This window comes from Pseudophaeobacter sp. A-200-2, assembly GCF_041008815.1.
GTDB lineage: Bacteria > Pseudomonadota > Alphaproteobacteria > Rhodobacterales > Rhodobacteraceae > Phycobacter > Phycobacter gallaeciensis_A.
Genome location: NZ_JAXGFU010000007.1, coordinates 109,208 through 135,155, shown reverse-complemented (window position 1 = coordinate 135,155; position 25,948 = coordinate 109,208). Strand labels below are relative to the sequence as shown.

General features: G+C 60.9%; 24 protein-coding genes. 7 read left to right on the top strand and 17 right to left on the bottom strand.

All coding sequences use genetic code 11. The annotated features are described in order from the left end of the window. Positions 1-57: 57 nt before the first annotated feature. Both SM766_RS12200 and SM766_RS12195 read left to right on the top strand, forming a co-directional pair. Positions 58-771 (top strand): HAD family hydrolase, encoded by a 714-nt coding sequence (locus tag SM766_RS12200; protein WP_274839899.1) that lies wholly within the window; start codon positions 58-60, stop codon positions 769-771. 306 nt (positions 772-1,077) lie between these two features. Then, positions 1,078-2,628 carry a D-alanyl-D-alanine carboxypeptidase family protein gene (locus SM766_RS12195; RefSeq protein WP_274839890.1) on the top strand — a complete coding sequence of 517 codons (1,551 nt, stop codon included), beginning with the start codon at positions 1,078-1,080 and terminating at the stop codon, positions 2,626-2,628. Positions 2,629-2,732: 104 nt separating this feature from the next. Here SM766_RS12195 and ccoS read toward each other — a convergent pair whose 3' ends face one another. The 5 genes from ccoS to SM766_RS12170 form a co-directional block, all read right to left on the bottom strand. Beyond that, complete coding sequence (ccoS, locus tag SM766_RS12190; RefSeq protein ID WP_065271273.1) at positions 2,733-2,891, bottom strand: cbb3-type cytochrome oxidase assembly protein CcoS; 159 nt, start codon at positions 2,889-2,891, stop codon at positions 2,733-2,735. Between the two features lie 18 nt (positions 2,892-2,909). Continuing rightward, positions 2,910-5,090, bottom strand: coding sequence for a heavy metal translocating P-type ATPase (locus tag SM766_RS12185; RefSeq protein ID WP_368947945.1), 2,181 nt, complete (start codon positions 5,088-5,090; stop codon positions 2,910-2,912). A gap of 5 nt (positions 5,091-5,095) precedes the next feature. Further along, entirely contained in the window at positions 5,096-5,569 is a 474-nt protein-coding gene (locus SM766_RS12180; protein ID WP_274834865.1) for a FixH family protein, read from the bottom strand. A 3-nt stretch (positions 5,570-5,572) separates the two neighbouring features. Further along, entirely contained in the window at positions 5,573-7,003 is a 1,431-nt protein-coding gene (gene ccoG, locus SM766_RS12175; protein WP_274832692.1) for a cytochrome c oxidase accessory protein CcoG, read from the bottom strand. A gap of 331 nt (positions 7,004-7,334) precedes the next feature. Beyond that, positions 7,335-8,243: a LysR family transcriptional regulator gene (locus tag SM766_RS12170; protein ID WP_368947944.1), complete on the bottom strand. Its 909-nt coding sequence runs from the start codon at positions 8,241-8,243 to the stop codon at positions 7,335-7,337. 98 nt (positions 8,244-8,341) lie between these two features. On the opposite strand from SM766_RS12170, the gene SM766_RS12165 reads away from it, so the two are divergent. Together SM766_RS12165 and SM766_RS12160 are read left to right on the top strand one after the other, a co-directional pair. Next, positions 8,342-8,533, top strand: coding sequence for a hypothetical protein (locus SM766_RS12165; RefSeq protein ID WP_368947943.1), 192 nt, complete (start codon positions 8,342-8,344; stop codon positions 8,531-8,533). Between the two features lie 330 nt (positions 8,534-8,863). Continuing rightward, entirely contained in the window at positions 8,864-9,781 is a 918-nt protein-coding gene (locus tag SM766_RS12160; protein WP_368947942.1) for a DMT family transporter, read from the top strand. Between the two features lie 98 nt (positions 9,782-9,879). On the opposite strand, the gene ccoP is transcribed toward SM766_RS12160, so the two are convergent. Genes ccoP through ccoN form a run of 4 tightly spaced genes read right to left on the bottom strand, consistent with a single transcriptional unit; the run spans position 9,880 to position 13,309 of the window. Beyond that, positions 9,880-10,749 (bottom strand): cytochrome-c oxidase, cbb3-type subunit III, encoded by an 870-nt coding sequence (ccoP, locus tag SM766_RS12155; protein ID WP_368947941.1) that lies wholly within the window; start codon positions 10,747-10,749, stop codon positions 9,880-9,882. Further along, positions 10,746-10,943 carry a CcoQ/FixQ family Cbb3-type cytochrome c oxidase assembly chaperone gene (locus SM766_RS12150; RefSeq protein ID WP_065271281.1) on the bottom strand — a complete coding sequence of 66 codons (198 nt, stop codon included), beginning with the start codon at positions 10,941-10,943 and terminating at the stop codon, positions 10,746-10,748. Before SM766_RS12150 ends, ccoP begins: the two co-directional genes overlap by 4 nt. A gap of 13 nt (positions 10,944-10,956) precedes the next feature. Further along, positions 10,957-11,685, bottom strand: coding sequence for a cytochrome-c oxidase, cbb3-type subunit II (ccoO, locus tag SM766_RS12145; RefSeq protein ID WP_065271282.1), 729 nt, complete (start codon positions 11,683-11,685; stop codon positions 10,957-10,959). Between the two features lie 13 nt (positions 11,686-11,698). Beyond that, on the bottom strand, positions 11,699-13,309 hold the full coding sequence (gene ccoN / locus SM766_RS12140) for a cytochrome-c oxidase, cbb3-type subunit I (RefSeq protein WP_065271283.1): 1,611 nt from the start codon (positions 13,307-13,309) through the stop codon (positions 11,699-11,701). A 204-nt stretch (positions 13,310-13,513) separates the two neighbouring features. Here ccoN and SM766_RS12135 point away from each other — a divergent pair, with 204 nt between their 5' ends. Next, on the top strand, positions 13,514-14,353 hold the full coding sequence (locus SM766_RS12135) for a universal stress protein (protein ID WP_368947940.1): 840 nt from the start codon (positions 13,514-13,516) through the stop codon (positions 14,351-14,353). 95 nt (positions 14,354-14,448) lie between these two features. Here the strand turns inward: SM766_RS12135 and SM766_RS12130 are convergent, their stop codons facing one another. After that, positions 14,449-14,706 (bottom strand): GlsB/YeaQ/YmgE family stress response membrane protein, encoded by a 258-nt coding sequence (locus SM766_RS12130; RefSeq protein WP_274832689.1) that lies wholly within the window; start codon positions 14,704-14,706, stop codon positions 14,449-14,451. 48 nt (positions 14,707-14,754) lie between these two features. Beyond that, on the bottom strand, positions 14,755-16,092 hold the full coding sequence (gene glyA / locus SM766_RS12125; RefSeq protein WP_368947939.1) for a serine hydroxymethyltransferase: 1,338 nt from the start codon (positions 16,090-16,092) through the stop codon (positions 14,755-14,757). Between the two features lie 112 nt (positions 16,093-16,204). Between glyA and SM766_RS12120 the strand changes: the two genes are divergently transcribed. After that, positions 16,205-17,098 (top strand): LysR family transcriptional regulator, encoded by an 894-nt coding sequence (locus SM766_RS12120; protein ID WP_368947938.1) that lies wholly within the window; start codon positions 16,205-16,207, stop codon positions 17,096-17,098. Between the two features lie 73 nt (positions 17,099-17,171). Here the strand turns inward: SM766_RS12120 and fnrL are convergent, their stop codons facing one another. Then, the gene (gene fnrL, locus SM766_RS12115) at positions 17,172-17,912 is read right to left on the bottom strand and encodes a transcriptional regulator FnrL (RefSeq protein ID WP_065271286.1); all 741 of its coding nucleotides are present in this window, start codon (positions 17,910-17,912) and stop codon (positions 17,172-17,174) included. Between the two features lie 61 nt (positions 17,913-17,973). Between fnrL and hemN the strand changes: the two genes are divergently transcribed. Next, positions 17,974-19,329 carry an oxygen-independent coproporphyrinogen III oxidase gene (gene hemN, locus SM766_RS12110; protein ID WP_368947937.1) on the top strand — a complete coding sequence of 452 codons (1,356 nt, stop codon included), beginning with the start codon at positions 17,974-17,976 and terminating at the stop codon, positions 19,327-19,329. Positions 19,330-19,395: 66 nt separating this feature from the next. On the opposite strand, the gene SM766_RS12105 is transcribed toward hemN, so the two are convergent. The 5 genes from SM766_RS12105 to SM766_RS12085 form a co-directional block, all read right to left on the bottom strand. After that, complete coding sequence (locus SM766_RS12105; protein ID WP_368947936.1) at positions 19,396-20,976, bottom strand: ABC transporter ATP-binding protein; 1,581 nt, start codon at positions 20,974-20,976, stop codon at positions 19,396-19,398. After that, complete coding sequence (locus tag SM766_RS12100; protein ID WP_368947935.1) at positions 20,973-22,079, bottom strand: ABC transporter permease; 1,107 nt, start codon at positions 22,077-22,079, stop codon at positions 20,973-20,975. The genes SM766_RS12105 and SM766_RS12100 overlap by 4 nt, the downstream gene beginning before the upstream one ends. 3 nt (positions 22,080-22,082) lie before the next feature. Continuing rightward, the gene (locus tag SM766_RS12095; protein ID WP_065271290.1) at positions 22,083-23,171 is read right to left on the bottom strand and encodes a microcin C ABC transporter permease YejB; all 1,089 of its coding nucleotides are present in this window, start codon (positions 23,169-23,171) and stop codon (positions 22,083-22,085) included. Between the two features lie 9 nt (positions 23,172-23,180). Further along, a complete protein-coding gene (locus SM766_RS12090) occupies positions 23,181-25,043 on the bottom strand; it encodes an extracellular solute-binding protein (RefSeq protein WP_490363357.1) in 1,863 nt (620 codons plus the stop codon). A 311-nt stretch (positions 25,044-25,354) separates the two neighbouring features. Continuing rightward, positions 25,355-25,861 (bottom strand): c-type cytochrome, encoded by a 507-nt coding sequence (locus SM766_RS12085; protein WP_368947934.1) that lies wholly within the window; start codon positions 25,859-25,861, stop codon positions 25,355-25,357. Positions 25,862-25,948 lie beyond the last annotated feature (87 nt).

The following is a 25,948-nucleotide window of genomic DNA, read 5'->3' as shown; positions in this document are numbered from 1 at the left end:
GGTTTCATCGCATATATAGCGTTTTGACCGCGCAGGAAAAGAGAGTGTATGGCCTCAGTGACACGCAATTTGACGACAATCGGTTTTGATGCCGATGACACCCTCTGGCACAACGAGCGCTTTTTTCGTGTCACGCAAGAGCGTTTTGCCGAGTTGTTGCAGGATCATACGCCGCAGGACATGGGTCCCGATGCGCTAGCCGCGCGGCTGCTGGAGGCGGAAAAGCGCAACCTCGGACGCTATGGCTACGGCGTGAAGGGCTTCACCCTGTCGATGATCGAAACCGCCATAGATGTCACCGAATCACAGGTCCCGGCCAGCGTCATCAAAGAGCTGATCGTCGCCGGACAGATGATGCTGTCCTATCCGATCGACCTGCTGCCCCATGCCCGTGAGGCCGTGGAGAAACTGGCTGGTGACTACCGTATCGTATTGATCACAAAGGGTGATCTTCTGGATCAGGAGCGCAAACTGGCGCAATCGGGGCTGGGCGATCTGTTCGATGGGGTCGAAATCGTTTCGGAAAAAACCGCCCCTATCTACCACGATATCTTCGAGCGGCACGGGACCGGCGCGGCACAGGCAATGATGGTGGGAAACTCCATGCGCTCGGACGTGGTACCGATGATCAAGGCCGGAGGCTGGGGCACCTATGTGCCGCACGGGCTGATCTGGGAGGTCGAGCACGCCGAGGCACCTGAGGGGCACCCCCGGTATCACGAGATTTCGGACCTTGGCTGCCTTCAGGATCTGATCCGGGAAATCGGATAGAACTCAACCCGCAAGCCGCACAGCTCGACGCGCCAAAAACCTGTTGCCGAAACGCATCGCCTAGACTGATTTTTCAGCGCTGCAAAGCGGGCCAGACGCCCAATTTTCCACCTTTTTGGTCAACACTTTTTTAACCAAACGCACATCTAGGCAACGCACTCAAAGCCGCTACAACATGTCGGTATTTGTACCTGCCGCAGCCGCAGAACCGGTCACGGAAATGGTTTATTCCAGCGCCATCACATGCTACCGTTTTGTTAAAGAAGTAGAACAGTCAGCCGGAAAACCGGCGGCGAGAGGCAGAAAATGGCAGATATCGTGCAGGTCAGGTGTATTCCGCTGACCCACGCCCTGCGGGCATTCGCCCGGCAGATGGCTTGGGCCTTGGGTGTTGTTCTAACAGTCGCGTTGGTGGGCCTTCCGCCTACCCAGGCAACCGCCGCCCCCTATGCGGCAATGGTCGTGGATGCCCGGACCGGCGAGGTGCTGCACTCGCGCAACGCCGACACACGCCTGCACCCGGCTTCGCTTACCAAGATGATGACGCTCTACATCGCGTTTGAAGCAGTCCGGAACGGTGAAATATCGCTGGATACCAAGGTTCGCATCAGCAGCAACGCTGCCTCCGAGCCGCCCTCCAAGCTCGGACTTCGCTCGGGGCAGCGCATCGCATTTCGATATCTGATCCGTGCCGCCGCAGTGAAATCAGCCAATGACGCCGCGACCGCCATCGGCGAAACCCTGGCCGGATCCGAAGCCGCCTTTGCCCGCCGCATGACCCGCACCGCAAAGGCGCTTGGCATGTCCCGCACGACCTTCAAGAACGCCCACGGTCTGACCGAAAGCGGCCATATGTCCACCGCCCGGGACATGACCACCCTGGGACGTCACATGCTTTATGACTACCCCGAGTATTATAACCTGTTTTCGCGCACCTCCACCGACGCCGGCGTGCGCGTCGTGCCCAACACAAACCGCCGCCTTCTGGCGGCCTACAAGGGCGCTGACGGGATCAAGACGGGCTATACCCGCGCCGCCGGTTTCAACCTCGTGGCTTCGGCCAAGCGCGGCAACGAGCGAGTGATCGCTACCGTGTTCGGCGGTAAATCCTCGACCTCGCGCAACGCCAAGGTCGCAGAGCTTTTGGACCTCGGCTTCCGCCGTGCCCCGGCGCACGCAAAACTGCGCAAACCGGCGATGCCCGCCTATGTGGGCAACCAGAACATCCAGGTGGCTGATGGCGCCGCAGGCAAGACCATCCGCGTCAGCGGCCGGGTCCAAACCAGCCTGCGTCCGCGCCTGCGCCCCGCAACCGAGCCTGCCGAAGATACAGCGCCGGTGCTGGTCGCCGAAGCCAGCCAGACCACAGAAGAAACCGCTGCGGATACCGTGGCATCGACGCCCAAGCTCGACCCCGAGATCCTGCAGGCCAGCGTCGAAGCCGCGATCACCGAAGCCAAAGTAGTTCCCGCCTCTGCCGAAAAACCGACCGTTGGCGCGGCTGTGAAGACCTTCTTCAAAGGCCTGCGCCCCGTCGCCCGCCCGGCCAGATTGGCAAAGGCAGAGACCGCCGCCGAGCCGGAACCGGTTGTTGTAACCCGCCTTTCTACCTCCGGGGGCCGCTACTGGGGTATCAACGTGGGCCGCTACACCAACCGGTATGAAGCGGAAAAGGTCCTTCTGCGCACGGCCCTGTCGGAAATGGAAACGCTCAACGGCTCGCTGCGCAAGGTGTCCAAATCCAGATTGGGGTTTGAAGCCAACTTCCTTGGCATGAGCAAGGAAAGCGCGGAACTGGCTTGTCGGCGCCTACAGGCCCGCAACGTGACCTGCGATACATTGGGACCTGCCTCCTGACCCCCTTGCCCTATGCAAGGGGCAAGGCACCAGACCACCAGAAACGACAAAGGCCCCGGACGGCGGGGCCTTTTCTTTTGTGTGATCTTGCACAGCGCCAAGGGTCAGGGTTTCGGGTGATCATCCCATTCATCGCTCAGGATGCGCCGAGCATCGCCTTCGGGATCGTCATACTGGTTCGACCGCACGGTGTAGATAAAGGCAACAAGCGCCGCGCCGCCCAGGATCAGCGAAATTGGGATCAAATAGGACAGGACGCTCATCTTGCGGACTTTCTCAGCTCAGGATTTCAGGCGCAGCGCGTTCAGCGATACGGTGATCGAAGAGCTGGACATCGCCAGCGCCGCGATCAGCGGCGTTGCCAGCCCTGCCACAGCCAAAGGCACCGCGATCACGTTGTAAAGGGTGGCAAGGCGGAAATTCTCGCGGATCCGGCGGATCGCCTTTTGCGCCACGGTGCAGGCATCGGCGATGGGTTCCAGATCTTGCCCCAATAGCACGATATCCGAGGCCACCCGTGCCGCATCCAGCGCCGAGGCTGGCGAGATCGACACATGCGCTGCCGCGAGGGCCGCAGTGTCGTTCAGACCGTCCCCGACCATCAGCACCTTGCGCCCCTGCCCTGCAAGCATGCGGATGCGCCCGGCCTTATCCTCCGGCAGCGCCTCGGCCACCCATTTCTCGATGCCAAGCCGCTTCGCCAGCGCCTCCACCGCGCCGGTGGTATCGCCCGAAATCAGCAACACGTCCTTACCCGCCGTCTGCAGCGCACGCACCGCTTCGGCCGCGCCGGGACGCAGCACATCAGTGAACAGGAAACCGCGCGGATTGCCATCGCCAGTATCAAGCCAGGCGGCCGTCTGGCTGCCCTGCGCGGCGCCAACCCAAGCCGCCCGGCCCAACCGCACGCGGCGGCCTTGGTAGATGCCTTCAGTGCCGTAGCCCGGCACCTCTTTCAGCTCAGAAACCTCCGCCGGAGTGATCCCGGCCTCCCGCGCGGCACGTGCCAGCGCCACCGAAAGCGGATGCGCTGAGGGCGCAGCAAGCGCCAGCGCGATTTCCAAATCGGATTTCGCCATCTCGTCCAGATTGACCAACTGGGGTGTGCCAGCCGTCAGGGTCCCGGTCTTGTCAAAGACAACGGTATCCACGCCCGCAAGCCGTTCCAACGCAGTGGAATGCTTGATCAGCATGCCCTTCTTGAACAGCCGTCCCGAGGCTGCGGTGGTCACCGCAGGCACCGCAAGGCCCAGCGCACAGGGACAGGTGATGATCAGAACCGCCGCAGCGATGTTCAGCGCCGTGCGCACATCAAAGGTGTAAAGATACCAGCCCACAAAGGCGAGCGCCGACAGGATGTGCACCCCGGGCGCATAGAGTTTGGCGGCCTTGTCGGCCAGCGATGTATAACGCGAGCGGCCCGACTCGGCGATCGCCACCAGATCGGCCATGCGATGCAGAGAGGTATCCTCCCCCACCGCCGTTGCGCGGATGGTCAGTGGCCCGGTCAAGTTCACCTCGCCCGCCGAAACCCCGGTGCCGGGACCGGCAAAGACTGGCAGCGTTTCCCCTGTCAGCAGGGACCGGTCCAGTTCCGAATGCCCATCGGTCACTTCCCCGTCCACCGGCATACGCCCGCCGGGACGCACCAAGATCAGATCGCCGATGGCCAGATCGGCGACAGGGACCTCATATTCCTGACCGTCCAGAAGCCGGATCGCCCGGGGCACCTCAAGCGCTGCAAGCTCCTGCGCTGCCGACCGCGCCACGGCACGGGTGCGATAGTCCAGATAACGGCCTGCCAACAGGAAAAAGGTCAGCGTCAGCGCTGCATCGAAATAGGCATGTTCCCCCGACAGCGAGGTTTCCCAAAGCGAGGTCACCAGCGCCAGAACCAGAGCGAGGACAATGGGCACATCCATATTGAGGCGCCCGACCTTCAGTGCGCTCCAGGCGTTCTTGAAGAAAGGCTGCGCCGAGAAAATGATCGCCGGAAAGGTGATCGCCGCCGAGATCCAGTGGAACATGTCCCGCGTCGCGTCCGAAGCTCCGGACCAGACAGAGATCGACAGCAACATGACGTTCATCGAAGCAAAGCCCGCAACCGCCAGCCGCATCAGCAGATCCCGGCCTGCGGTATCGTTCTGGGTTGCCGCAAGGGCGGTCACATCCAGCTCATGCGCCTCATACCCCAGATTTTCGAGCACCGGGATCAGATCGGCGGCGTGAACATCTGGCTCCGCTTCGATCAGAGCCCGTTTCAGGGTCAGGTTGACCCGCGCCGATTTTACGCCCGGATGGGCGTTCAGCCCGCGCTCGACCGCGGAAATGCAGCCCTGACAGTGGATCGACGGCAGGGACAAGGCCAGCCGTGCGTCTGTCGGAGCCTGTTCCACAGCTCCAGACGGCGCCGCAACGCAGCCCGGACACACCGCCATCTGAGGACGCATCGGAGCCGTCATCTGCGTTACCCTTTTGCCACGTGCAGGATGACCCGCTGAGTGAACTCAGTGCCGTTCTGGGCCCGCGCCACCATCCGGATATTCCAGTTCCCAGCGCCCAATTTGGCAGGCGCGACATAGGCCTGGCCGTTGAACTGGAAATCAGGGTTCTGGTCGTCCTTCACGTGGGTTGCCCGGCCCAAAGTGGCCGTCAGCTTGGCCACTTCGACCGGGTTGCCATCCCGGTCGGTGATCTCAAGCTTTACCTGACCGTCCTGAGCCGAGGCATAGACCGACCAGCCCAGAGCCTCTTGGGCGGTGCGACGGGCATCGAACTCCTGGCTGGCGGTGTAGGAGTTCTTCACCTCCAGACCAGGAAAGGTTTTCACTGCATTGACCGCCAGCGCAATATTGACGCCGATGATGACCGTGAAAGCGCCGCCAAACACCATCAGCGCATGGCGACCAGTGAACTCACGCTGGGGTTTGTCTGCCGACATGGTTCAGTTTCCTTTCCCGTTGAAGGTCGTATCCTTGTAGGCACGCTCGCCGCTATTGAGGTCTTCGACCCAGATCCGGACCGGGGTCGACTCGGCTCCGGACGCAGGCGCTCCCTTAGGGGTAACAATATAAACCCGTTGCAGGAAGGCGGTGTCGGCAGGCACCTGAACCGAGGCATAGGGCGTGCCTTCCAGCTGGATCCGCATTTCCGGCTCACCCTTGATCGACAGCTCGAACTGGCGCGGCTCCCCATGCTTGTTGCGCAGGCGCACATCATAGGTGTTGCGGACGGAGCCATCCGACAGGGTAACGAAGGTCGGGTTGCGGACCGGTGCGACGGTCAGATCGATATCCGGGCGGATGAACAGAGCAAACACCAGCGCAAAGCCAACAACAGCCCAGAGCGAGGTATACATGATCGTGCGTGGGCGCAGGATATGTTTCCAGACGCTGCGCGGTGGCTGACCAGCGCGTTCGTTTGCTTCGTCCGACAGCGCCATATAGTCGATGAGGCCCCGCGGCTTGCCGATCTTGGCCATGACATCGTCACAGGCGTCGATGCACAGGGCGCAGGTGATGCACTCCAGTTGCTGGCCATCCCGGATGTCGATCCCCATCGGACAGACGTTGACGCAGGCCATGCAGTCGATGCAATCGCCCATTTCCTGCGACTCGGCAGATTTGCGATGCTTGCCGCGGGGCTCCCCCCGCCACTCACGATAGCCGACGGTCAGCGTGTCCTCATCCATCATCGCCGCCTGAATACGCGGCCAGGGGCAGGCGTAGATGCAGATCTGTTCCCGCGCAAAGCCACCAAAGAAGAAGGTGGTCAGGGTCAGCACCAACATGGTGGTATAGGCGATGGGGTGCGCCTGCAGCGTCACCAGATCGTGCAGCAGTGTCGGGGCATCGGAGAAATAGAAGATCCAGGCACCGCCGGTTGCCAGACCGATCAGGAACCAGGCCACCCATTTGGTGACACGCAGCCGCGCCTTGCGGAAATCCATCTTTTTCTGACGGTGCAGACGCAGGCGGGCGTTCCTGTCACCCTCGATCCAGCGTTCCACCAGAATGAACAAGTCGGTCCAGACAGTCTGCGGGCAGGCATAGCCACACCAGACCCGGCCCAGCGCCGAGGTGAACAGGAAGAGGCCCAGCCCCGCCATGATCAGAAGACCGGCCACGAAATAGAATTCATGCGGCCAGATTTCGATCCAGAAGAAATAGAAGCGGCGGTTGGCAAGATCCAGCAGCACCGCCTGATCGGGCAACGACGGCCCCCGGTCCCAACGGATCCACGGCGTGATGTAGTAGATGCCCAGCATCACGGCCATCAGATACCATTTGAGATTGCGGAACATGCCCGATACGCGCCTTGGGAAAATCGGCTCCCTGGCGGCATAAAGGCTTGGGGCGGGATCGGAATCGCTCACGGACTCACTCCACTGAATTTGCTCTTTGTCTTGCGTTCTCACAGATGCGGCGCAGCACAGCTTTGACGTGGATCAAAAAGGATATCGGACAAATATCTTTGCCAGCGTCCTGCCACCCTTTGGTCACGTCAAAAAAACCGGCCACCACATACCGTGATAGGTTGACGACATACGCTGAAACGGTTGTCAGCGACCTTATATGGATGCGCAACGCGACCTTTTTGCACGTCTCCGCATCTGCAAACGTCTCTGTGATCAAGGGATCATGGGCACGCAACCGGGATCGGCGGGCTCACAGGCGCAGCTTCACAAAATTGTGTTGTCCCGCCCGTCAGTTATCGCCGGTGTCATCCTCCGCCACAGCATTCGGAACCTGCCGGTGCTTCCTGAGCCAGGCGATGAATTTGCGAGCCTGCGACCGCAGCACGCCGGGCCGGGTCACGATGTGATAACCGCGCGTGTCGTCCTCTGTGAACAGGTCCACCAGCCGCCCCGCCCTGATGTCCTCTTCGACAAAGGCGCGCACGCTGACCGCCGCGCCCTGCCCGCCGCGCACCGCCTCCATCAGCAGATTTCCAGGCAGCCGGACCCGGGGGCCACGTAGGGCGTCGACGACACCACGGGAGACAAGCCATTTGGCCGCCTCCGTGGTTCCCAATTCCTCAAGCCAGGGAAAATCGAGCAGGTCCTGCGGCGAAGACACGCTGCGCCCATCAAGTAGATCCGGCGCCGCAACCACGGACATCGGCGATTGCAGCAACATCTCAGCCGCCAACCCGGACCAATCGCCAGAACCATAACGCAGCGCAATGTCGATCCCGCCCGGCGTCAGTTCGACCAGTTCGCCACTTGGGTCCAGCACCATATCCACCTCAGGATGCAGGACGCGGAACTCTGCAAGGCGCGGCATAAGCCACTGGGCGGCAAACATCGGCGTGCAACTGACATGTAACGGCCGTTGCGCGCCAGAAACGGTCAGGTCCTGAACCGCTGTCTGAATCGCACTGAACCCCAGTTGCAGTCCGCGCGCCAGATGCTCCCCCTCGCGCGTCAGCCGCAGCGCCCGGCCACTGCGGTCCAGAAGCGCCACGCCCATATGGCGTTCCAGCGCCCTGAGCTGTTGGCTAATGGCAGCGTGGCTGACATTCAGCGCCACCCCTGCCTTCACCACATTCGACGTTTCGGCAAAGGCAGAAAAGGCTCTGAGCGCAGCCAGAGGCGGCAGGCTAAACCACTCCATATGTAACCCTGACTTACATAGTGACTTTTTTCCTGAGTCGCATGAAACGCGTTTTGGCGCAACAGTACCGGACATGTTCAAACTCAGGAGGCACCGAAATGCTGACCGACATCTACGCACGCACCGTATTCACCGCGACCCGCCTCGACTGCGCCCCCCTGCGGGATATGCCACCCGCCAAACCGCTGCCCCAGCCACGGAGCCGCCTTGGCCGGATCAAAGCCTGGCTTACACGGCGCGGCAATCAACCAGCGCGACGCACCCGCTGCATCGACCCGCAGAAAATCTAGGAAGAAAAAGCGTCGGCTTTTCAGGAAACGCGCGAACAGATCGAAAAGCCGACGCCTGTACCCGCCTAACCAGCACGTCGGTACCGGCGGGATGCGAAGGACCCGGCAGGAAAGCATCACCCTGATGCCTATCGCCCTGCAGGGCCTGTTTCTCTTTGAAACGATATAAGCACGCGACAGCCCAAAGCGATTTGACACGGATCAAGTCACGCAAACTAAAGGCGCCCAATTGGATAGAAACTGCCGCCCGGCTGCGCAGCTCTGACTGGGCCCGCCGCAGGTCGCCGTGGAATTCTTGCCGGAATTCCAAACCGGTGCTATCGGCTTTGGATGTCAGATCGCTCTTCCAGCCCGCTTCCTGCCGCCCCCTCGCTTGTTCTGGCCAGCGCGGGCGTGCTGTTTGCTTCGCTCTGCTTTGGGGCGCTGCCGTTTTTTGCCCGCAGCCTGACCGAACAGGGCATGCCGCCCCACATCATCGCCTTTTACCGTTTCACCCTGGCGGCCGTGGTCCTCTCGCCGCTGCTGTTCCTGCACCGGGACAAAGCCCGCGCAATCCTGTGGGGGATGGCGGCCGGGGCACTGATGGGGCTTGGCTGGATTGGATATGTCAGCGCCCTGCGCAGCGCGCCGGTCTCCGTGGTCGGGGTTCTTTACATGACCTACCCGGTGTTCACGCTGCTGATCGCCTGGGTGCTGTTTCGTGACAGACCGCCCCTGCGCGCCGTCTGGGCCGCCGGTCTGATCGTGGTTGCCGCGACAATTGCCAGCGGCCCGGGTGCGGTCCCTTCTGCCGCGCTGCCAGCCCTGGTGGTTTCTCTGGCCGCGCCCTTGGGGTTTGGATTTGGCATCACCGTGCTGGTCTACCGGCTGACCGTTCTTCCGCCTTTGGCCCGGATCGCGGCGGTCTCGTTAGGATCCGTTCTGGGCCTCTTGCCGCTGGTGATGACGACGGATGCGGCTGCAATGGTCCCCAACGGCGGCGAAGGCTGGCTTTTGTTGCTGGGGATCAGCCTTGGCACGGCGCTGGTGCCGCAGTTGGTCTATTCCGTCTGCAGCCCGATGATCGGCGCCGCGCGCACCGCTGTCATTGGCAGCATCGAACTGCCAACCATGTTCGCGGTAGGTGTCATCGCCTTCGGAGAGCGGATCTCTCTAGCGCAGGCCATCGCGTGCGCCTTGATCCTTGCGGCGATCATGCTGAGCAGCCAGACTAGGCGCACGGTCGCCCCCCACAGGGCAGACCCCTGAACCGGCAGAACCAAGCAGCCCGGGCAAGGGCAAAATGAAAAGGGCCACCCGTTGGGCAGCCCTTTTACGTGTTCCGATATTTGCTGCGGAACCCGGTCTTATTCGCCGCCACCCAGCTGGTGTACATAGGCGGTAACCGCGCGGATCTCGGCCTCGCTGAGGCGGAGGTTCCAGGCCGGCATCACACCGTAACGCGCATTGGTCACGGTCTCCGTCAGCGTGTCGTAATCGCCGCCATAGAGCCAGATCGCATCGGCCAGGTTCGGAGCGCCCTGAGCGCGATCACCGGTGCCGTCTTCCATGTGGCAGGACGAACAGTTGTCTTCAAAAACAACAGCGCCTGCTTCGACTTTGGAGGCATCCTGCGCTTCGCCCGACAGGGACATAACGTAGTTCACGACCTGATCGATCTCTTCGGCTTCGAGCAGCTCATCCCGGCCAAAGGCAGGCATCGCGGAGTAGCGCGCATCGTCGCTGTCCTCATTGCGGATGCCGTGGGCCACAGTCGCGTGGATGTCTTCCACCGAACCACCCCAAAGCCAGTCATCGTCCAGCAGGTTGGGATAACCCTTGGCACCCGCAGCGCCAGAGCCGTGACACTGGGCACACCAGGTCTTGAACACGGCGGAGCCAGCCGACACCGCATAGGCATTCAGATCCGGGTCCGCCGAAATCTCGGTCAGGTCGGTTTCGACCAGCTTGGCATTGGTCGGGGCGTTTGCCTCTTCCACGGCCGCAATTTCACTGGCCACATTCGCACGGGTCGACCAGCCCAGTACCCCGGCCGTGGCCGAGTTGATCATCGGCCATGCCGGATAGGCGATGGTGTAACCAATGCCCCAGATGATGCAGAGGTAGAAGGTGTAGAGCCACCAGCGCGGCATAGGATTGTCGAACTCTTCGATCCCGTCCCATTGATGGCCGGTTGTCTTCGGATCGCTATCGAACTTTTGTGGTTTCTTACTCATGTCCGCGCCTCCTTGGCTTTACCCTTTGCTGGGGCGGGTTTGTCGTCATGCCGGAAGGGGATATCTGCCGTGTCGCGGTAGACCCGGTTGCTGCCTGGGCGGAACACCCAGACAACGACCCCGATGAAGAAAGCGAACAGCATTAACAGCATCCAGCTGTCTGCGAACTGCCGCAGGAGTGTGTATTCTTCCATCTGTCCCTCCCGCTTAGCGGCTTGCATCCGGGGTGAAGGTCGAGAAGTCGACCAGAGTCCCCAGCATCTGCAGATAGGCGATCAGAGCGTCCGCTTCGGAAACACCCGGCTGGCCATCAAAGTTACGCACATTGATGTCTTCGCCATAGCGCTCCATCAGGCCGTCGTAATCGCTGTCGGGATCCGCTTGCGCCATGAAGTCGGCTTGCGCGGCTTCGACCATCTCGTCGGTGTAGGGCACGCCCAGGATCGCATTGGTGGCCATGATGTCACCGATGTATTTGCCGTCCAGCATGGTCCGCTCAAGGAAGCCATATTTGGGCATCACCGATTCCGGCACCACCGACTGCGGATTGCGCAGGTGGTCCACGTGCCACTCATCCGAGTAGCGGCCACCGACACGGGCCAGATCCGGCCCGGTCCGCTTGGACCCCCACTGGAACGGGTGATCGTACATCGATTCCGCCGCCAGCGAGTAGTGACCATAGCGTTCGACCTCGTCCCGCATGGGGCGGATCATCTGGCTGTGGCACACATAGCAGCCTTCACGGATGTAGACTTCGCGACCAGCCATCTCCAGCGGGGTGTAGGGACGCATGCCCTCCACCTCTTCGATGGTGTTTTCCAGCCAGAACAGCGGTGCGATCTGCACCAGACCACCGATGGTCACAACCAGGAAGCTGCACACCAGAAGGAGGGTCGCGTTGGTCTCGAGGATTTTATGTTTGTCGAGAATTGCCATTGTCCGGCCCTCCTTATTCAGCCGGGACCGAGACCGACAGGCTGGCTTCTTTAGCCGGCGCCCGACGGACGGTCATGATGAGGTTGTAGCACATGATGATCGCACCGGTGAGGTACATGACCCCGCCCAGACCGCGCACCACATACATCGGAAGCTTTGCAGCCACGGTGTCGGCAAAGGAGTTCACCAGGAAGCCATTCGCATCCACTTCGCGCCACATCAGGCCTTCCATGATGCCGGTCACCCACATGGAGGCGGCATAGAGAACGATACCGATGGTGGCGAGCCAGAAGTGCCAGGACACCATCTGCAGCGAGTAGAGACGCTCACGTTTCCACAGAACCGGCACCAGGAAGTACAGGGCACCGAAGGTGATCATGCCATTCCAGCCAAGAGCGCCGGAGTGTACGTGACCGATGGTCCAGTCGGTGTAGTGCGACAGCGAGTTCACGGCGCGGATCGACATCATCGGACCTTCGAAGGTGGACATGCCGTAGAAGCCGACCGAGATCACCATCATGCGGATGACGGGGTCGGTGCGCAGCTTGTCCCAGGCACCCGACAGGGTCATCAGACCGTTGATCATACCACCCCAGGACGGCATCCACAGCACGATCGAGAACACCATGCCAAGGGTCGAGGCCCAGTCAGGCAGCGCGGTGTAGTGCAGGTGGTGCGGACCAGCCCAGATGTAGATGAAGATCAGCGCCCAGAAGTGGATGATCGACAGTTTGTAGCTGAACACGGGACGTTCGGCCTGTTTCGGAATGAAATAGTACATCATGCCGAGGAAGCCAGCGGTCAGGAAGAAGCCCACCGCGTTGTGGCCATACCACCACTGCACCATCGCATCCTGCACGCCGGGCCAGACGATGACCGATTTGGACCCCCAGATGGAGACCGGGATGGTCAGGTTGTTGACCACGTGAAGCATCGCGACGGTCACGATGAAGGCCAGGTAGAACCAGTTGGCGACGTAGATATGTGGCTCTTTCCGCTTGATCAGCGTGCCGAGGAAGACAGCAAGATAGGCGACCCATACGATGGTCAGCCACAGGTCAACATACCATTCCGGCTCGGCGTATTCCTTGGACTGGGTCCCGCCCAGAACATAGCCGGTCGCGGCCAGAACGATGAACAGCTGATAGCCCCAGAACACGAACCACGCCAAGTTGCCGCCCCAAAGCCGCGCCGCGGAGGTGCGCTGAACGACGTAGAAAGAGGTTGCCAGAAGCGCGTTGCCCCCGAAGGCGAAGATCACCGCCGAGGTGTGCAGCGGACGCAGACGGCCAAAGTTGGCAAAGCCCTGCGCCCAGTCGAAGTTCAGAACCGGAAAGGCCAGCTGGAAGGCAATAAACGTGCCCGCCAGAAAACCAACAACGCCCCAAAAGGCGGTGGCAATGACCCCGTAGCGCACGACGCTATCGAAATATTCGTGCTCCAGATTGCCGGTGGCCGGTACCGGCTCATCCGTCTTGCGAAGTGTGTAGAGGAAAAGCCCACCAGCCACGAGCATCACGATGATCGCGTGCACCTGGTAAGCCAGATCGCGCGCATAGTTGATCCCGATCATCGCAAAGAGCGTGACCAGACCAAGCGCTATCAGCTTGAGATAATTAGACATCTTGCGTCCCTTTAACATGTACCGCGCGATTCTTCCGCCACGCGGGACCTTTTTAGACCGAGTTTGTGATGCAGAACGCGCCGCTTCCATGCATTGATCTGCATCAAGACAATTGCCAAACAAGTGTGACACATCATTTATGGCACAGCCATTGAAACGCGGTCCCTTCTGGGGATTTTGCGCTATTTCCACCAAGGGATGACAATGACCTACAAAACCTTCTTATCCGTTCTGACTGACCAGAACACCGCCGCAGCTCCGCTGGCTCAGGCCGCCGCTCTGGCAGAGCATTTTTCCGGCCATACCGAGGTTCTGTGCCTTGGCGTGGACCGGACCCAAACGGGGTACTACTACGCCGGTGCCAATGCCATGATCATCCAGGAAGCCATGGTACGGGCACAGGAAGAAGCAGCAGAGGTCCAAACCCACGCCGCAGAGGTCATGGAGCGCAGCGGCACGCCCTTTTCGACCGATGTCGCCATCGCGCCGGTGGCCGATCTGGGCCGCCACGTGGCGCATCATGCGCGATTCTCGGATCTGGTGGTGCTCGGCAAACCCTACGGCGAAGGCATCGGCGTAGAGGCAGAGCCCGTGGTTGAAGCGGCCCTGTTTGAAGGCCGCACTCCGGTTCTGGTGGTGCCGGATGACGCCGAGCCGATCACCCAGCCGAAAACCGTGCTGCTGGCTTGGAACGAAAGCATCGAGGCCATGACCGCTATCCGCAAGGCGCTGCCCTTCCTCGAAGGCGCCGAGGTGGCCCGCATCGTCGTCATCGACCCGCCGCAGCACAGCCCGGAACGGTCCGATCCCGGCGGGATGCTGGCGCAGATGCTCTCGCGCCATGGCGTAAAATGCGAAATCGACGTGCTCAGCAAGACGATGCCACGGGTCTCGGACATCCTGAACCGCCATGCCACCGATACCGGTGCGGATATGATCGTGATGGGCGCCTACGGCCACTCCCGTTTCCGCGAGGCGATTCTGGGCGGCGCAACCCGCAACATGCTGGAAAAAGCGACCGTTCCAGTCTTTATGGCCCACTGATTTCACCGACTGGCCGCTCGTGGCTGGCAAAGAAACGACGCAAACAAAAGGCGCCCGATCAGGGGCGCCTTTTTTCATTCTGTCGCAGGGCTGGCTCAGCGTGCTTTTCGGATCAACCCTATGACAAACAATAGAATCACCGCGCCGATGGTGGCGTGGATCACCGAAGCCAGCACCCCGCCGCCAACGGCAAAACCAAGAGCTGGGAAGATTGCCCCCGCCAGAAAGGCGCCGACAATCCCCACGATGATATTGCCAATGACGCCAAACCCGCGTCCCTGCATGATCTTGCCCGACAGCCACCCTGCCAAGGCGCCGATGATCAGCATTCCGATCAGACTTTCGAAGTGCATATGATTTCTCCCCTGTTTCAGGCAGCTTAGCTGCGAAGCCCTGCGAGGTCACGCCCGCACGTAATGCATGCCCTGGAACCGTGCCCGCATCGCGCGGGTGCGCGGCGCCACGGCTGCGGGATCGTTCCCGGTCAGCCCCTGCGCGATCAGCGCCGCCAGTTCCGGCGCATCCGCAGGCGTGACACCCCGGCGCACCAATTCGGGCGTTCCGATGCGCAGACCGTTCATGTCACCCGGCACCTCGGCAATTGGCAGACCGATCCCACAGGCCAGGAACCCGGCTTTCCGCAGGTTTTTGGATGCTGCCTGCCCACCACCGAATCCAGCGGCCTCGATCGCGAACTGATGCGATTGGGTTGCCTTTCCTGCGCCCTTGAACACCGGCAATCCAAGCTTCTCCAATTCATCCGCCAGCGCCTGCGCCAGGTCGATCATCGCCTTGGCATAGGCGGCGCCATAATCGACCCAGTCCAGCAGGCTGACCGCCAGCGCCGCCGTCTTGGCCGCGTCAAAATTGGCCGTCATCCCCGGAAAGGCGATGGCATCAAGCCGCTCGGCAACCGCCGCGTCATTGCTGACAATCAGCCCCCCGGCCGGTCCGCCAAGGCTCTTGTAGGTGCTCATCGTCATCAGATGAGCGCCCTCTTGCAGCGGATTGGCCCAGGCGCCGCCCGCGATGATGCCGCATTGATGCGCCGCGTCGAACAGCACCTTTGCGCCGACCTCATCTGCGATGGCGCGGACCTCTGCCACCGGGTGCGGAAAGAGGTTCAGACTGCCGCCGATGGTGATCAGGCTTGGCTGCACCTCATGCGCCATACGGCGCAAGCCATCCAGATCCACGGTGTAGCCATCCGCGTGCACTGGCGCCGGATGTGTTTTCAACCCGTAAAGCCCAGCACAGCCCGCCTCATGGTGCGTCACATGTCCACCCACGGTGGCGGGCGGCGCGATGATACTGTCCCCCGGCTGCGTCAGAGCCATGAAACCATAGAGATTGGCGAGCGCGCCGGAGCCGACCCGAACCTCGGCATAGGCCGCCTGAAACACCTCGGCGGCCAATTCGGCGGCGATCACCTCGATCTCCTCAATGGCCTCCAGCCCCATTTCATATTTGTCGCCAGGATAGCCCAGCGACGGCCGACTGCCGAGCCCGGATGACAACACCGCCTCGGCAGCCGGGTTCATCACGTTGGTGGCTGGGTTGAGGTTGAAACACTCTTCATCGTGGATTTCCGCATTGCGCCGGATCAGCGCATCGATCCGCCCCGACAGCTTCTCGGTCGTTGCAGCGGCAGTCTGCTGTGCAATCTCCTGCACATGAGCCTCGCAGGCCGATGGCACCCAAGGGCGCTGTGCAAGGCGTTGTTTTGCCGGATCAGTCATGTGGATCATCCCTGTTGCGGATCTATTGCGTTGCCTCAGTGAAGCCGCCGTGCCCCTTGTGCGCAAACCAGTTTTGCGAAAAATTAGGGTTAGAAAAACTAGGCCTTTTTTCATGAGCGTCTCTCCGCCCCGTCCCAGATCCCTGCCCCTGACCGCCTTGCGCGCCTTCGAGGCTGCTGCCCGGCTCGGTAGTTTTGCCGCCGCAGCGCAGGAGCTTGGCGTCACGCCAGGGGCGGTATCGGCGCATATCAAGACGCTGGAAGATGCGCTTGGGGCGCCGCTGTTTCATCGCCGGGCCAAGGCAGTGGAGCTGACCGCGCCGGGCGCGCGCGCGCTGCCCGAATTTACCGCCGCCTTTGATCAGTTGGCCTGGGCGGTGCAAACCCTGCGGGATGAAGCAGCCCCGGCGGTGGTGCATATCGCCACCCTGCCCTCGGTCGCGCAGTTCTGGTTGTCCCCACGTTTGCCCGCCCTGCGGCAGGCCATGCCCGAGGTTGCCATTTCGGTCACCGCGCTGGAAACACCGCCCAACCTGAAACGCACGCCTTATGATCTGTGTCTGTTCTTCGACCCGTCGCAGGGGCAGCCAGTGGAACGAGATGTCATATTTCCAGTCTGCGCCCCGGGTCTGGCCGCACAGCTTTCGCGTCCCGAGGATCTGCGGAATGTGCCCTGCCTGACTGACACCACATGGGACCGGGACTGGATGCATTGGCTGGCTGCAGTGGATCTCAGTGAGAAGGTGACGCCACGCGGACCAGTCTATTCGCTCTATGCCCTCGCGGTAGAGGAAACCCTGAACGGTGCCGGGGTGCTGATCGGTCATGCTGCCCTTTTGGCACCTTTGCTGCAATCAGGACGGCTGGTTGCGCCCTTTGCCACCAAGGTTACACTGCCGGATGCCCTGCGTCTGTGGCGCCTGCCGGGCCGTGGATCAACGGCGGCGGTCAATCAGGTCGCTGACTGGCTGAAAGAGAGTGCGGGCGCAGGCAATTTGCCAAGCTGACACGAGAAAGGGGCGGACAGATCCGCACCTGCTTCGCCCCATACACCCGCCAAAGTTGCGTGCAGCTTGAACCTCAGCCGAGGAAACCACCGTCGCTGTCGTCGCCTGCCTCTTCCAGCAGGCGCCCCATATCCGGCACGGTCACGTGCCGCTTGCCTTCGAGTTCGATCACGCCGTCCTTTTTCAGTGCCGACATCTGGCGGCTGACGGTTTCAAGGGTCAGGCCAAGGTAGTCTGCCATTGCCTCCCGCGTGAGCGGCAGATCAAATACCATCCGATCCTTCGCGCCTGCGGGAGTCAGCGACGCATCCCGGCGGGCGATGATCGATAGCAGGCTGGCGATCTTTTCCCGGGCGGTCTTGCGGCCCAGTACCAGCATCCATTCCCGCGCGGCGTCCAGTTCATCCAGCGTCATTTCAAGCAGGCGGTGCGCGATATGTGGCGTACGCGCCATCAGTTCTTCAAAGGGTTTCTTGCGGAAACAGCACATCACCACTTCGGTTGTGGCGACCACGTTATAGGCCGCGCCATCGCGCCCGGGGCGTCCGACAAAATCGCTGGGCAGGAGAAGACCGACCATCTGGGTACGACCATCTTCCATTGTCTGGGTCAGGGTCGCGATGCCGGAAACCACCGAACCGACAAAATTCATCGAGTCGCCGGACCAGATAATCGGGCGCCCCGCCTCATAGGTCCGGTAGTATTTGATGGCATCCAACTCTTCCAATTCATCCGAATCGCAGCGCGCACAGACCGCGCGATGCCTGATCGGGCAATCACCACAGTTGAAAGATGAAATCGTGGGGGCTGTCATGGCGTGTCCCGCTTGATCTGGGTCAAAGTCTAGTTACTCGTACACGATTTACGATAGTCCGATGAAACAGAAATCACAATTGGCAAGCCTCGGATTATTCGATGCTAAAGTGCCGCGCTATACCAGCTACCCCACGGCGCCGCACTTTGCAGGCGGCGTAAATGCCAGTGTTTTCTCAGGCTGGCTAAGGGATATCGCGCCTGGCAGTCAGATCTCGCTTTATGTGCATGTGCCTTTCTGCCGCAGGCTGTGCTGGTTCTGCGCCTGCCGCACACAGGGCACCCAGTCAGACGCCCCGGTCAGGGCCTATCTCGACACGCTCAAGGCCGAAATCGCGCTGCTGAAATCGCACCTCCCCGAAGGTGTCAGCCTGTCCCGGCTGCATTGGGGGGGTGGCACACCGACGCTGCTATCGGCCGATATGATTCGTGAACTGGCCGCCGCGCAGGCCGATCTGGCGCCATGGGCCCTTGGCACCAAGTTTTCGGTCGAGATTGATCCAAACGAATGCGACGCGGCGCGGCTGGATGCCCTGGCCGAGGCAGGCATGAACCGGGCCTCGATCGGAGTGCAGGATTTCGATACCACCATCCAGAACGCAATCGGGCGGCTGCAAAGCTATGAGTTGACGCATGAAACCTTCGAAATGCTGCGCGCGCGGGGAATCCACAGTATCAATGCTGACATCCTGTTCGGGCTGCCACATCAGACGCCGGAGCGGATCACCGACAGCGCGCAGAAACTGTTGTCCCTCTCACCGGATCGGGTCGCCCTGTTTGGATATGCGCATGTGCCCTGGATGGCGCGGCGCCAGACCATGATTCCTACGGATACCCTGCCGACGCCCGAAAATCGGCTGGATCTTTTTGATACCGCCCGGCGCCTGTTCCTGTGGGACGGCTACCGCGAAATTGGCATCGACCATTTTGCAAGGCCGGACGACAGTCTGGTCAAGGCTCAGACCTCTGGGCGGCTCAAACGGAATTTCCAGGGCTATACCGAGGATCCCGCCGACGTTCTGATCGGCATCGGCGCCTCGGCAATCTCGCGCTTCCCGCAGGGCTACGCCCAGAACGCCCCCGGCACCGCGGACCACGCAAGGGCGATAGCGACTGGTCAGTTTGCAACCGCGCGCGGACATGTCTTTCAGGGAGAAGACAAGTTGCGGGGTCGCATGATCGAATCGCTGATGTGCGATTTCAGGATCAGCGCCGAAGATATCCTGGGCAAGTTTCAGATTTCGGCGCAATGGCTCCGGGATGTGCTGGAGCAAACAGCCCGCGCCTTTCCGAACATGGTGGAACTGTCGCAGGAAGGGCTGTCGATCCCGGAGCGCGCCCGCCCCCTGACCCGGATGATCGCACGTAGTCTGGACGCCTATGAGGTGAACCAGGCCGGGCACAGCTCCGCGATCTGATATCCCGTTTGATATCGCGACGGGACCTCAAAAGGCCCCGCGGCCTGCCGCTGGCCGGTCAGCCATTCATCGCGTCGCCGCAAGAAGCTGGCGGGTGTATTCCTCTTGGGGGGTGTCAAACAGCGCGTCTGCCTCTCCGGCCTCCACCACGTCGCCCTGCTTCATCACAATCATCTTGTGCGACATGGCGCGCACGACGTTCAGATCGTGGGAAATGAACAGATAGGCCAGCCCATAGCGCGTCTGCAGATCGCGCAGCAGGTCGACGATCTGCACCTGCACCGTCATATCCAGCGCCGATGTCGGCTCATCCAGTACCACCAGCCGCGGCCGCAGCACCATGGCACGGGCAATGGCGATGCGTTGCCGCTGTCCGCCCGAAAACTCGTGCGGGTAGCGGTCCATCGCCGCCGGGTCTAGGCCCACCTCCAGCATCACCTCAGCCACCAACTCGCGGGTGTTCCGGTGCTGGTCGACCTTATGGATCGCCAGACCTTCGGAAATGATCTGTGCGCAGGTCATCCGCGGGCTGAGAGAGCCAAAGGGATCCTGAAACACGATCTGCATATCCTTGCGCAGGCGCCGCAGATCCCGCGTTGACCATTGCCGCAGGTCATCGCCGCGGAATCGCACCTCACCCTCCGACGCAATCAGCCGCATGATGGCCAGCGCCAGGGTCGTCTTGCCAGAGCCGCTTTCCCCGACAATGCCAAGGGTTTCCCCTGCCCGGACGGAAATGGAGGTCGGATTGACCGCCTTCACATGCCCAACGGTGCGCTTCAACAGCCCCTTCTGGATCGGGAACCAGACCTTGAGATCCGAGGTTCGGACCAATTCCTCGGCGCCTTCGGGCACGGCGGCAGGTTGCCCAGAGGGCTCGGCTGCCAGCAATTTCTGCGTATAGGGATGCTGCGGGTTTGCAAAAATATTCTCGGCAGGACCGCTTTCGACGATCTCGCCGGCCTTCATCACGCAGACTCGGTCGGCAATGCGCCGCACGATGGCCAGATCATGGGTGATGAACAACAACCCCATGCCTTCGCTTTCCTTCAGCTCGGCCAGAAGTTCGAGAATCTGGGCCTGAATGGTGACATCCAGCGCCGTGGTCGGCTCATCCGCGATCAGGATCTCGGGTTTGTTGGCCAGCGCCATGGCGATCATCACCCGCTGCCGCTGCCCACCGGACAGCTCGTGCGGATAGGCGCCAAGACGAGTTTCCGGATCGCGGATGCCGACCTTGATCAGCAGTTCCAGAATGCGGTCCCGCGCCGCCTGCCCCACCAGCCCCTGATGCAGGGCCAGCGATTCCGACAGTTGCTTTTCAATGGTGTGCAGCGGATTAAGCGAGGTCATCGGCTCCTGAAAGATAAAGCTGATGTCGTTGCCACGCAGTTTCATCAGATGCTTTTCGTCGGCGCCGACCATCTCCTTGCCGTTGTAGAGCACCGATCCCTTCACCGTGGCACTGTCCCCCAGAAGCGACACCGTCGACAGAGCCGACACGGATTTGCCAGAGCCGGATTCCCCCACCAGCGCCACCGTTTCGCCACGCCCCACCTCAAAGGACACGCCTTTGACCGCTTCGGTCTCCTTGCCGTCTTGGCGGAAAGAGACACGCAGGCCTTTCACCTCCAGTATCGCAGTCATGAGAAGGTCTTTCTTGGGTCGAAGGCGTCGCGGATGCCTTCAAAGATAAAGACAAGAAGCGACAGCATGATGGCGAAGGTGAAGAAGGCGGTGAAGGCCAGCCAGGGCGCTTCAAGGTTCTGTTTCGCCTGCAGGGTCAACTCCCCCAGCGAAGGCGCCGAGGACGGCAGGCCGAAGCCGAGGAAATCGAGCCCCGCCAGCGAGGAGATAGTGCCGGTCACGATGAAGGGCATCATCGTCAGGGTCGCCACCATGGCATTCGGCAGCATGTGGCGGAACATGATGGTCATGTTGCCAACACCCAGCGCCTTGGCCGCGCGCACGTACTCCAGATTGCGCGCCCGCAGGAATTCGGCGCGCACCACCCCGACCAGCGCGGTCCAGCCGAACAGGATCATAAGGAAGACCAGCAGCCAGAAACTGCGCCCCAGGATCGCGAACATGATGATGATCACATAAAGCGTTGGGGTCGAGCTCCAGATTTCGATGAACCGCTGGAACAGAAGATCCAGCCAGCCGCCAAAATAGCCCTGCACGGCGCCTGCCGCGATGCCGAGAACGGTCGCCGCGCCTGTCACGATCAGGGTAAAGACGATGGACAGGCGGAAGCCGTGGATGACCCGCGCCAGCACGTCCCGCTTGGTATCATCGGTGCCCAAGAGATTCTGCCGGTTCGGCGGCAGCGGCGCGGCACCGGGCCGGTCCACCGTGGTGTTAAAGCTGTAGGGAATCGGCGGCCAGATGGTCCAGCCTTCGTGGAAATCTTCCCCTGCGAAGGTGCCAGCCGCGATCTGTTCCATGATCCCTTCAGGGTCATCAAAACAGTCCAGATTGCCGCCCGAACGGATCAGGCATTCGACCTCGGGGTCCTTGTACACCGCCTCGGTCCTGAAATCGCCGCCAAAGGCGGTTTCGGGATAGAACTTGAAGATCGGCATGTGCAATTCGGCGCGATAACTGACCAGAATCGGTTTGTCGTTGGCGATGAACTCGGCAAACAACGACAGCACGAACAGCACCGAAAAGATCCAGAACGACCAGAAAGCCCGCTTGTTGCGGCGGAAATTGTTCCAGCGGCGCTGGTTGAGTGGGGACAATGCCATGGCTCAGCCCTCTCTCTTTTCAAAGTCGATGCGTGGGTCGACCAGCACGTACATGATGTCCGACACGATCCCCACGACGAGACTCATCAGGCCAAAGATGAACAGCGTGCCAAAGATCACCGGATAATCACGCGCCACGGCGGCCTCAAACCCGAGACGCCCCAGCCCGTCGAGCGAGAAGATCGTTTCGATGATCAGGCTGCCCGAGAAGAAGACGCCGATGAACACCGCCGGGAAGCCCGCGATCACGATCAGCATGGCATTGCGGAACACATGGCCATACAGAACCCGTCGTTCGCTCAGCCCCTTGGCCCGGGCGGTCATCACGTATTGTTTCTTGATCTCATCCAGGAAGGAGTTCTTGGTCAGCAGCGTCAGCGTCGCAAAGGCCCCGATGGTGGAGGCGATGACCGGCAGCGCGATATGCCAGAAGTAATCCCCAATCTTGGCCAGCAGGCTTAGCTCCTCCCAGTTGTCCGAGGTCAGCCCCCGCAGCGGAAAGATCTGCCAATAAGAGCCACCGGCAAAGAGCACCAGCAATAGAATCGCGAACAGGAACGAGGGGATCGCATAGGCCGCGATGATCATGCCACTGGTCCAAGTATCGAAACGCGACCCGTCGCTCAGCGCCTTGCGGATGCCCATCGGGATCGAGATCATATAGGCGATCAAGGTCGACCACAGGCCCAGCGAAATCGACACCGGCATTTTCTCCATCACCAGTTCGGTGACATCGATCTTGCGGAAATAACTTTCGCCGAAATCGAACCGAAGATAGTTGCCGATCATCTGGATGAACCGCTCCAATGGCGGCTTGTCTAGACCGAATTGCGCGTTCAACTCTTCGATCAACTCGGGTGGCAGGCCCTGACGACCCGCATAGTTGTCATTCGATCCAAGGGTTTCCGTGGCCCCCGCATCTCCGCCACCACCAGCAAAGCCTTCGAACACATCACCACTGCCCTGCATCTGGGCAATTATCTGTTCCACCGGCCCGCCCGGCACAAATTGCACCAGGGCAAAGTTGATCACCATGATCCCGAACAGGGTCGGGATCACCAGCAGGAAACGCCGCAGAATATAGGCTGCCATGGGACGGGCCTACCGCAACGCGCCAGAGGCCTTGAGAGCGGCCTCCTTTTCGGCGTTCACCCACCACAGATCCATCGTGCCCGGCGCATAGGGCGGCAGGTTCTCGGGGTATTCATACATGCTCCAGTAGGCGATCCAGTTCACGTCCAGATACCAAGTGGGAACCATGAACCGTTTGGCCCGCAGCACCCGGTCCAGCGCGCGGGCGCTGGCGTGGAGTTCTTCCTCGGTGGTGGCTTTGACGATATTGTCGATCAGCGCGTCCACCGCCGGATCGGCCAGCCCTGCGGGATTGAATACCGAATATTGATGCGCCTCCGATCCGAATTGCTGATAAAGACCCGTCGAAGGTTCCAGCGACTTCGGATAGGCAAAGCTCACCATATCGAAATCCTTTTCCCGGCGGCGACTGGTGTATTGCGCGAAATCCACCCGGTTCAGCTTGGCATCGATCCCCATGGTGATGAGGTTCGCGACATAGGGCTGTACGATGCGTTCCAGCGTCGGACTATCGAGCAGGAACTCGATCTGCATGACCTCGCCCGCCGCATTGCGGCGCACCCCGTCATCGCCAACGGCCCAGCCTGCCTCATCCAGAAGTTTCATCGCCCGGCGCAGATTGCGGCGGTCCGATGGACGCCCCGGTTTCGAAGCATGCGCCATCACCGGTTCAGTGGTCAGGATGGTGGGGTCGATCTGGTCGCCCAGCGCCTCGAGCACTTCTTTTTCGCGCCCTTCTGGCAGTCCCTTGGCCTCCAGCGCACTGTCCTGCCAGAAGGAGGAGCGGTGCCGGAACAACCCGTATTGCAAGCTTTCGTTGGTCCATTCGAAGTTGAAGGCCAGTTGCACTGCCTCACGCACGCGGATGTCCTGGAACACGGGACGCAGCAGGTTCATAACAAAACCATTGGCAGCAGGCACGTTACCGTCGGGGATTTCGTCCTTGATGACATCGCCGCGCGCAACCGCGTCAAACTCATAGGCGGTCGCCCAGCTTTTGGAACTGTTCTCGGGACGCAGGGTGTAGACACCGGCCTTGAACCCTTCCATCGCCGCGATGGCATCGCCGAAATATTCGATCCGGATGCTGTCGTAGTTGTGGCGGCCAACATTCACATTGAGATCGGCGCCCCAGTAATCCGGATTGCGGCGGTAGACGATACGCTGATTGATGTCGAAGCTGTCGAGAACATATGGCCCCGACCCGATTCCCGGATCCAGACGCGGCTCATCAAGACGGCGGTTTTCGGGATCGGCTTCGAACCAGGCCTTGGAAAAGACGGGCGTGCCTGCGACCTGCGAAATCATCGCGCGGCGCGGGAAATCGGGCGAGAAGTAGAATTTGACCCGGTGCGGGCCAAGCGCCTCGGCCTTGGGGATGCGTTTGCGCACTGCCTCGGCATAGGATTGCAGCCCCTGATCCAGCAGGATGTTATGGGAAAAGACCACGTCATCGGCGGTCACAGGCGATCCATCCGAAAACCGCGCTTCGGGGCGCAGGTTGAAGATCACCCAATCCTGGCTTTCGGGGTATTCCAGACTTTCCGCAATCAGCCCGTAATAGGAGCCCGGTTCGTCATAGGATTCGATCAACAGGCTTTCCAGATGGTAGGAGGACAGCGCCCCGCCCCGCCCCTTGCGGGTAAAGGGGTTCATGCTGTCGAAGGTACCGACGGCGGAAAAGGACAGTTCCCCGCCCTTCGGCGCCTCCGGGTTCACATAGTCGAAATGCGCGAATCCTTCGGGGTATTTCAGTTCACCGAATTCCGCGAACCCATGGCTTTTGATGATTGTCTCTTCGGCGCGGGCCGTTCCTGCCAGCACGGTAACCAGTGCCAGCATCGTCGCGCCCAGCACCAGCACGCTCTGCATCAGAAAACCAAGCTGCGCTGGCAGCCCCCCGCGCATGGTCTGCGTTCGGGCTGTCATCTGTTGTGATCTCATCTGCCTTAACCTCCGCTGTCCGGTGTTCAAGCGATCCGGATTTCTACCGTATTTCAAGCTAATGGCAGGCAGGCGCAACATTCAAGTTGTGATGCGGTCACTTTCGGGTTGGGCCAGGGCAATTTCCCATCCTTTTGCGGCACATATTCTCCGACAGGCCCCACAAAAAGCGAAAGGCCGCTGAGGATCAGCGGCCTTTCAAAACTCAAATCCGGTTCTGTACCAGCCGGAGCGACGGTTTAGTCGTCGAGGCTGTCCAGATAGGCGATCAGGTTCACGCGGTCCTTGACCTTTTTCAGGCCAGAGAAGCTCATCGTGGTGCCCGGTGCGTAGTCGGACGGTTTGGTCAGGAATTCATTGAGGTTCTCAGCGGTCCATGCGCCTTCCATACCGGACAGGGCACCGGAGTAACCAAATCCTTCGGCGCTTGCCTTGGGACGGTCAACCACACCGTAGAGATAAGGACCGGTCGCATTGGCGCCAGCCTCAAGCTTGTGGCACGCGGAGCATTTCTTGAAGACTTTGGCGCCTTTGCCAACGTCAGCGGAGGCCATCAGCTCTTCAAAGCTGACTTCTTCCACTTCTTCTTCTGCACCACCTGCCTCTGCCACTTCAATCACGTAAGAAGCCTCGCCATGGGCCTCCACATGATACAGTTCCTCTGCGGCCCATTTGCCCAGGAGGAACACGAGGAACGCGCCGCAGAAGCCTGCAGTCGCTTTGGTAAGGGTCATCGTGTCAAACATGATCGCGAGTCCATTTCAGCTGTCTGGGAGGGTGTCTAAGGCTTCCCCTCTCAAGTGGCAAGGTGTAGACAGCGCGACGAAACGCCC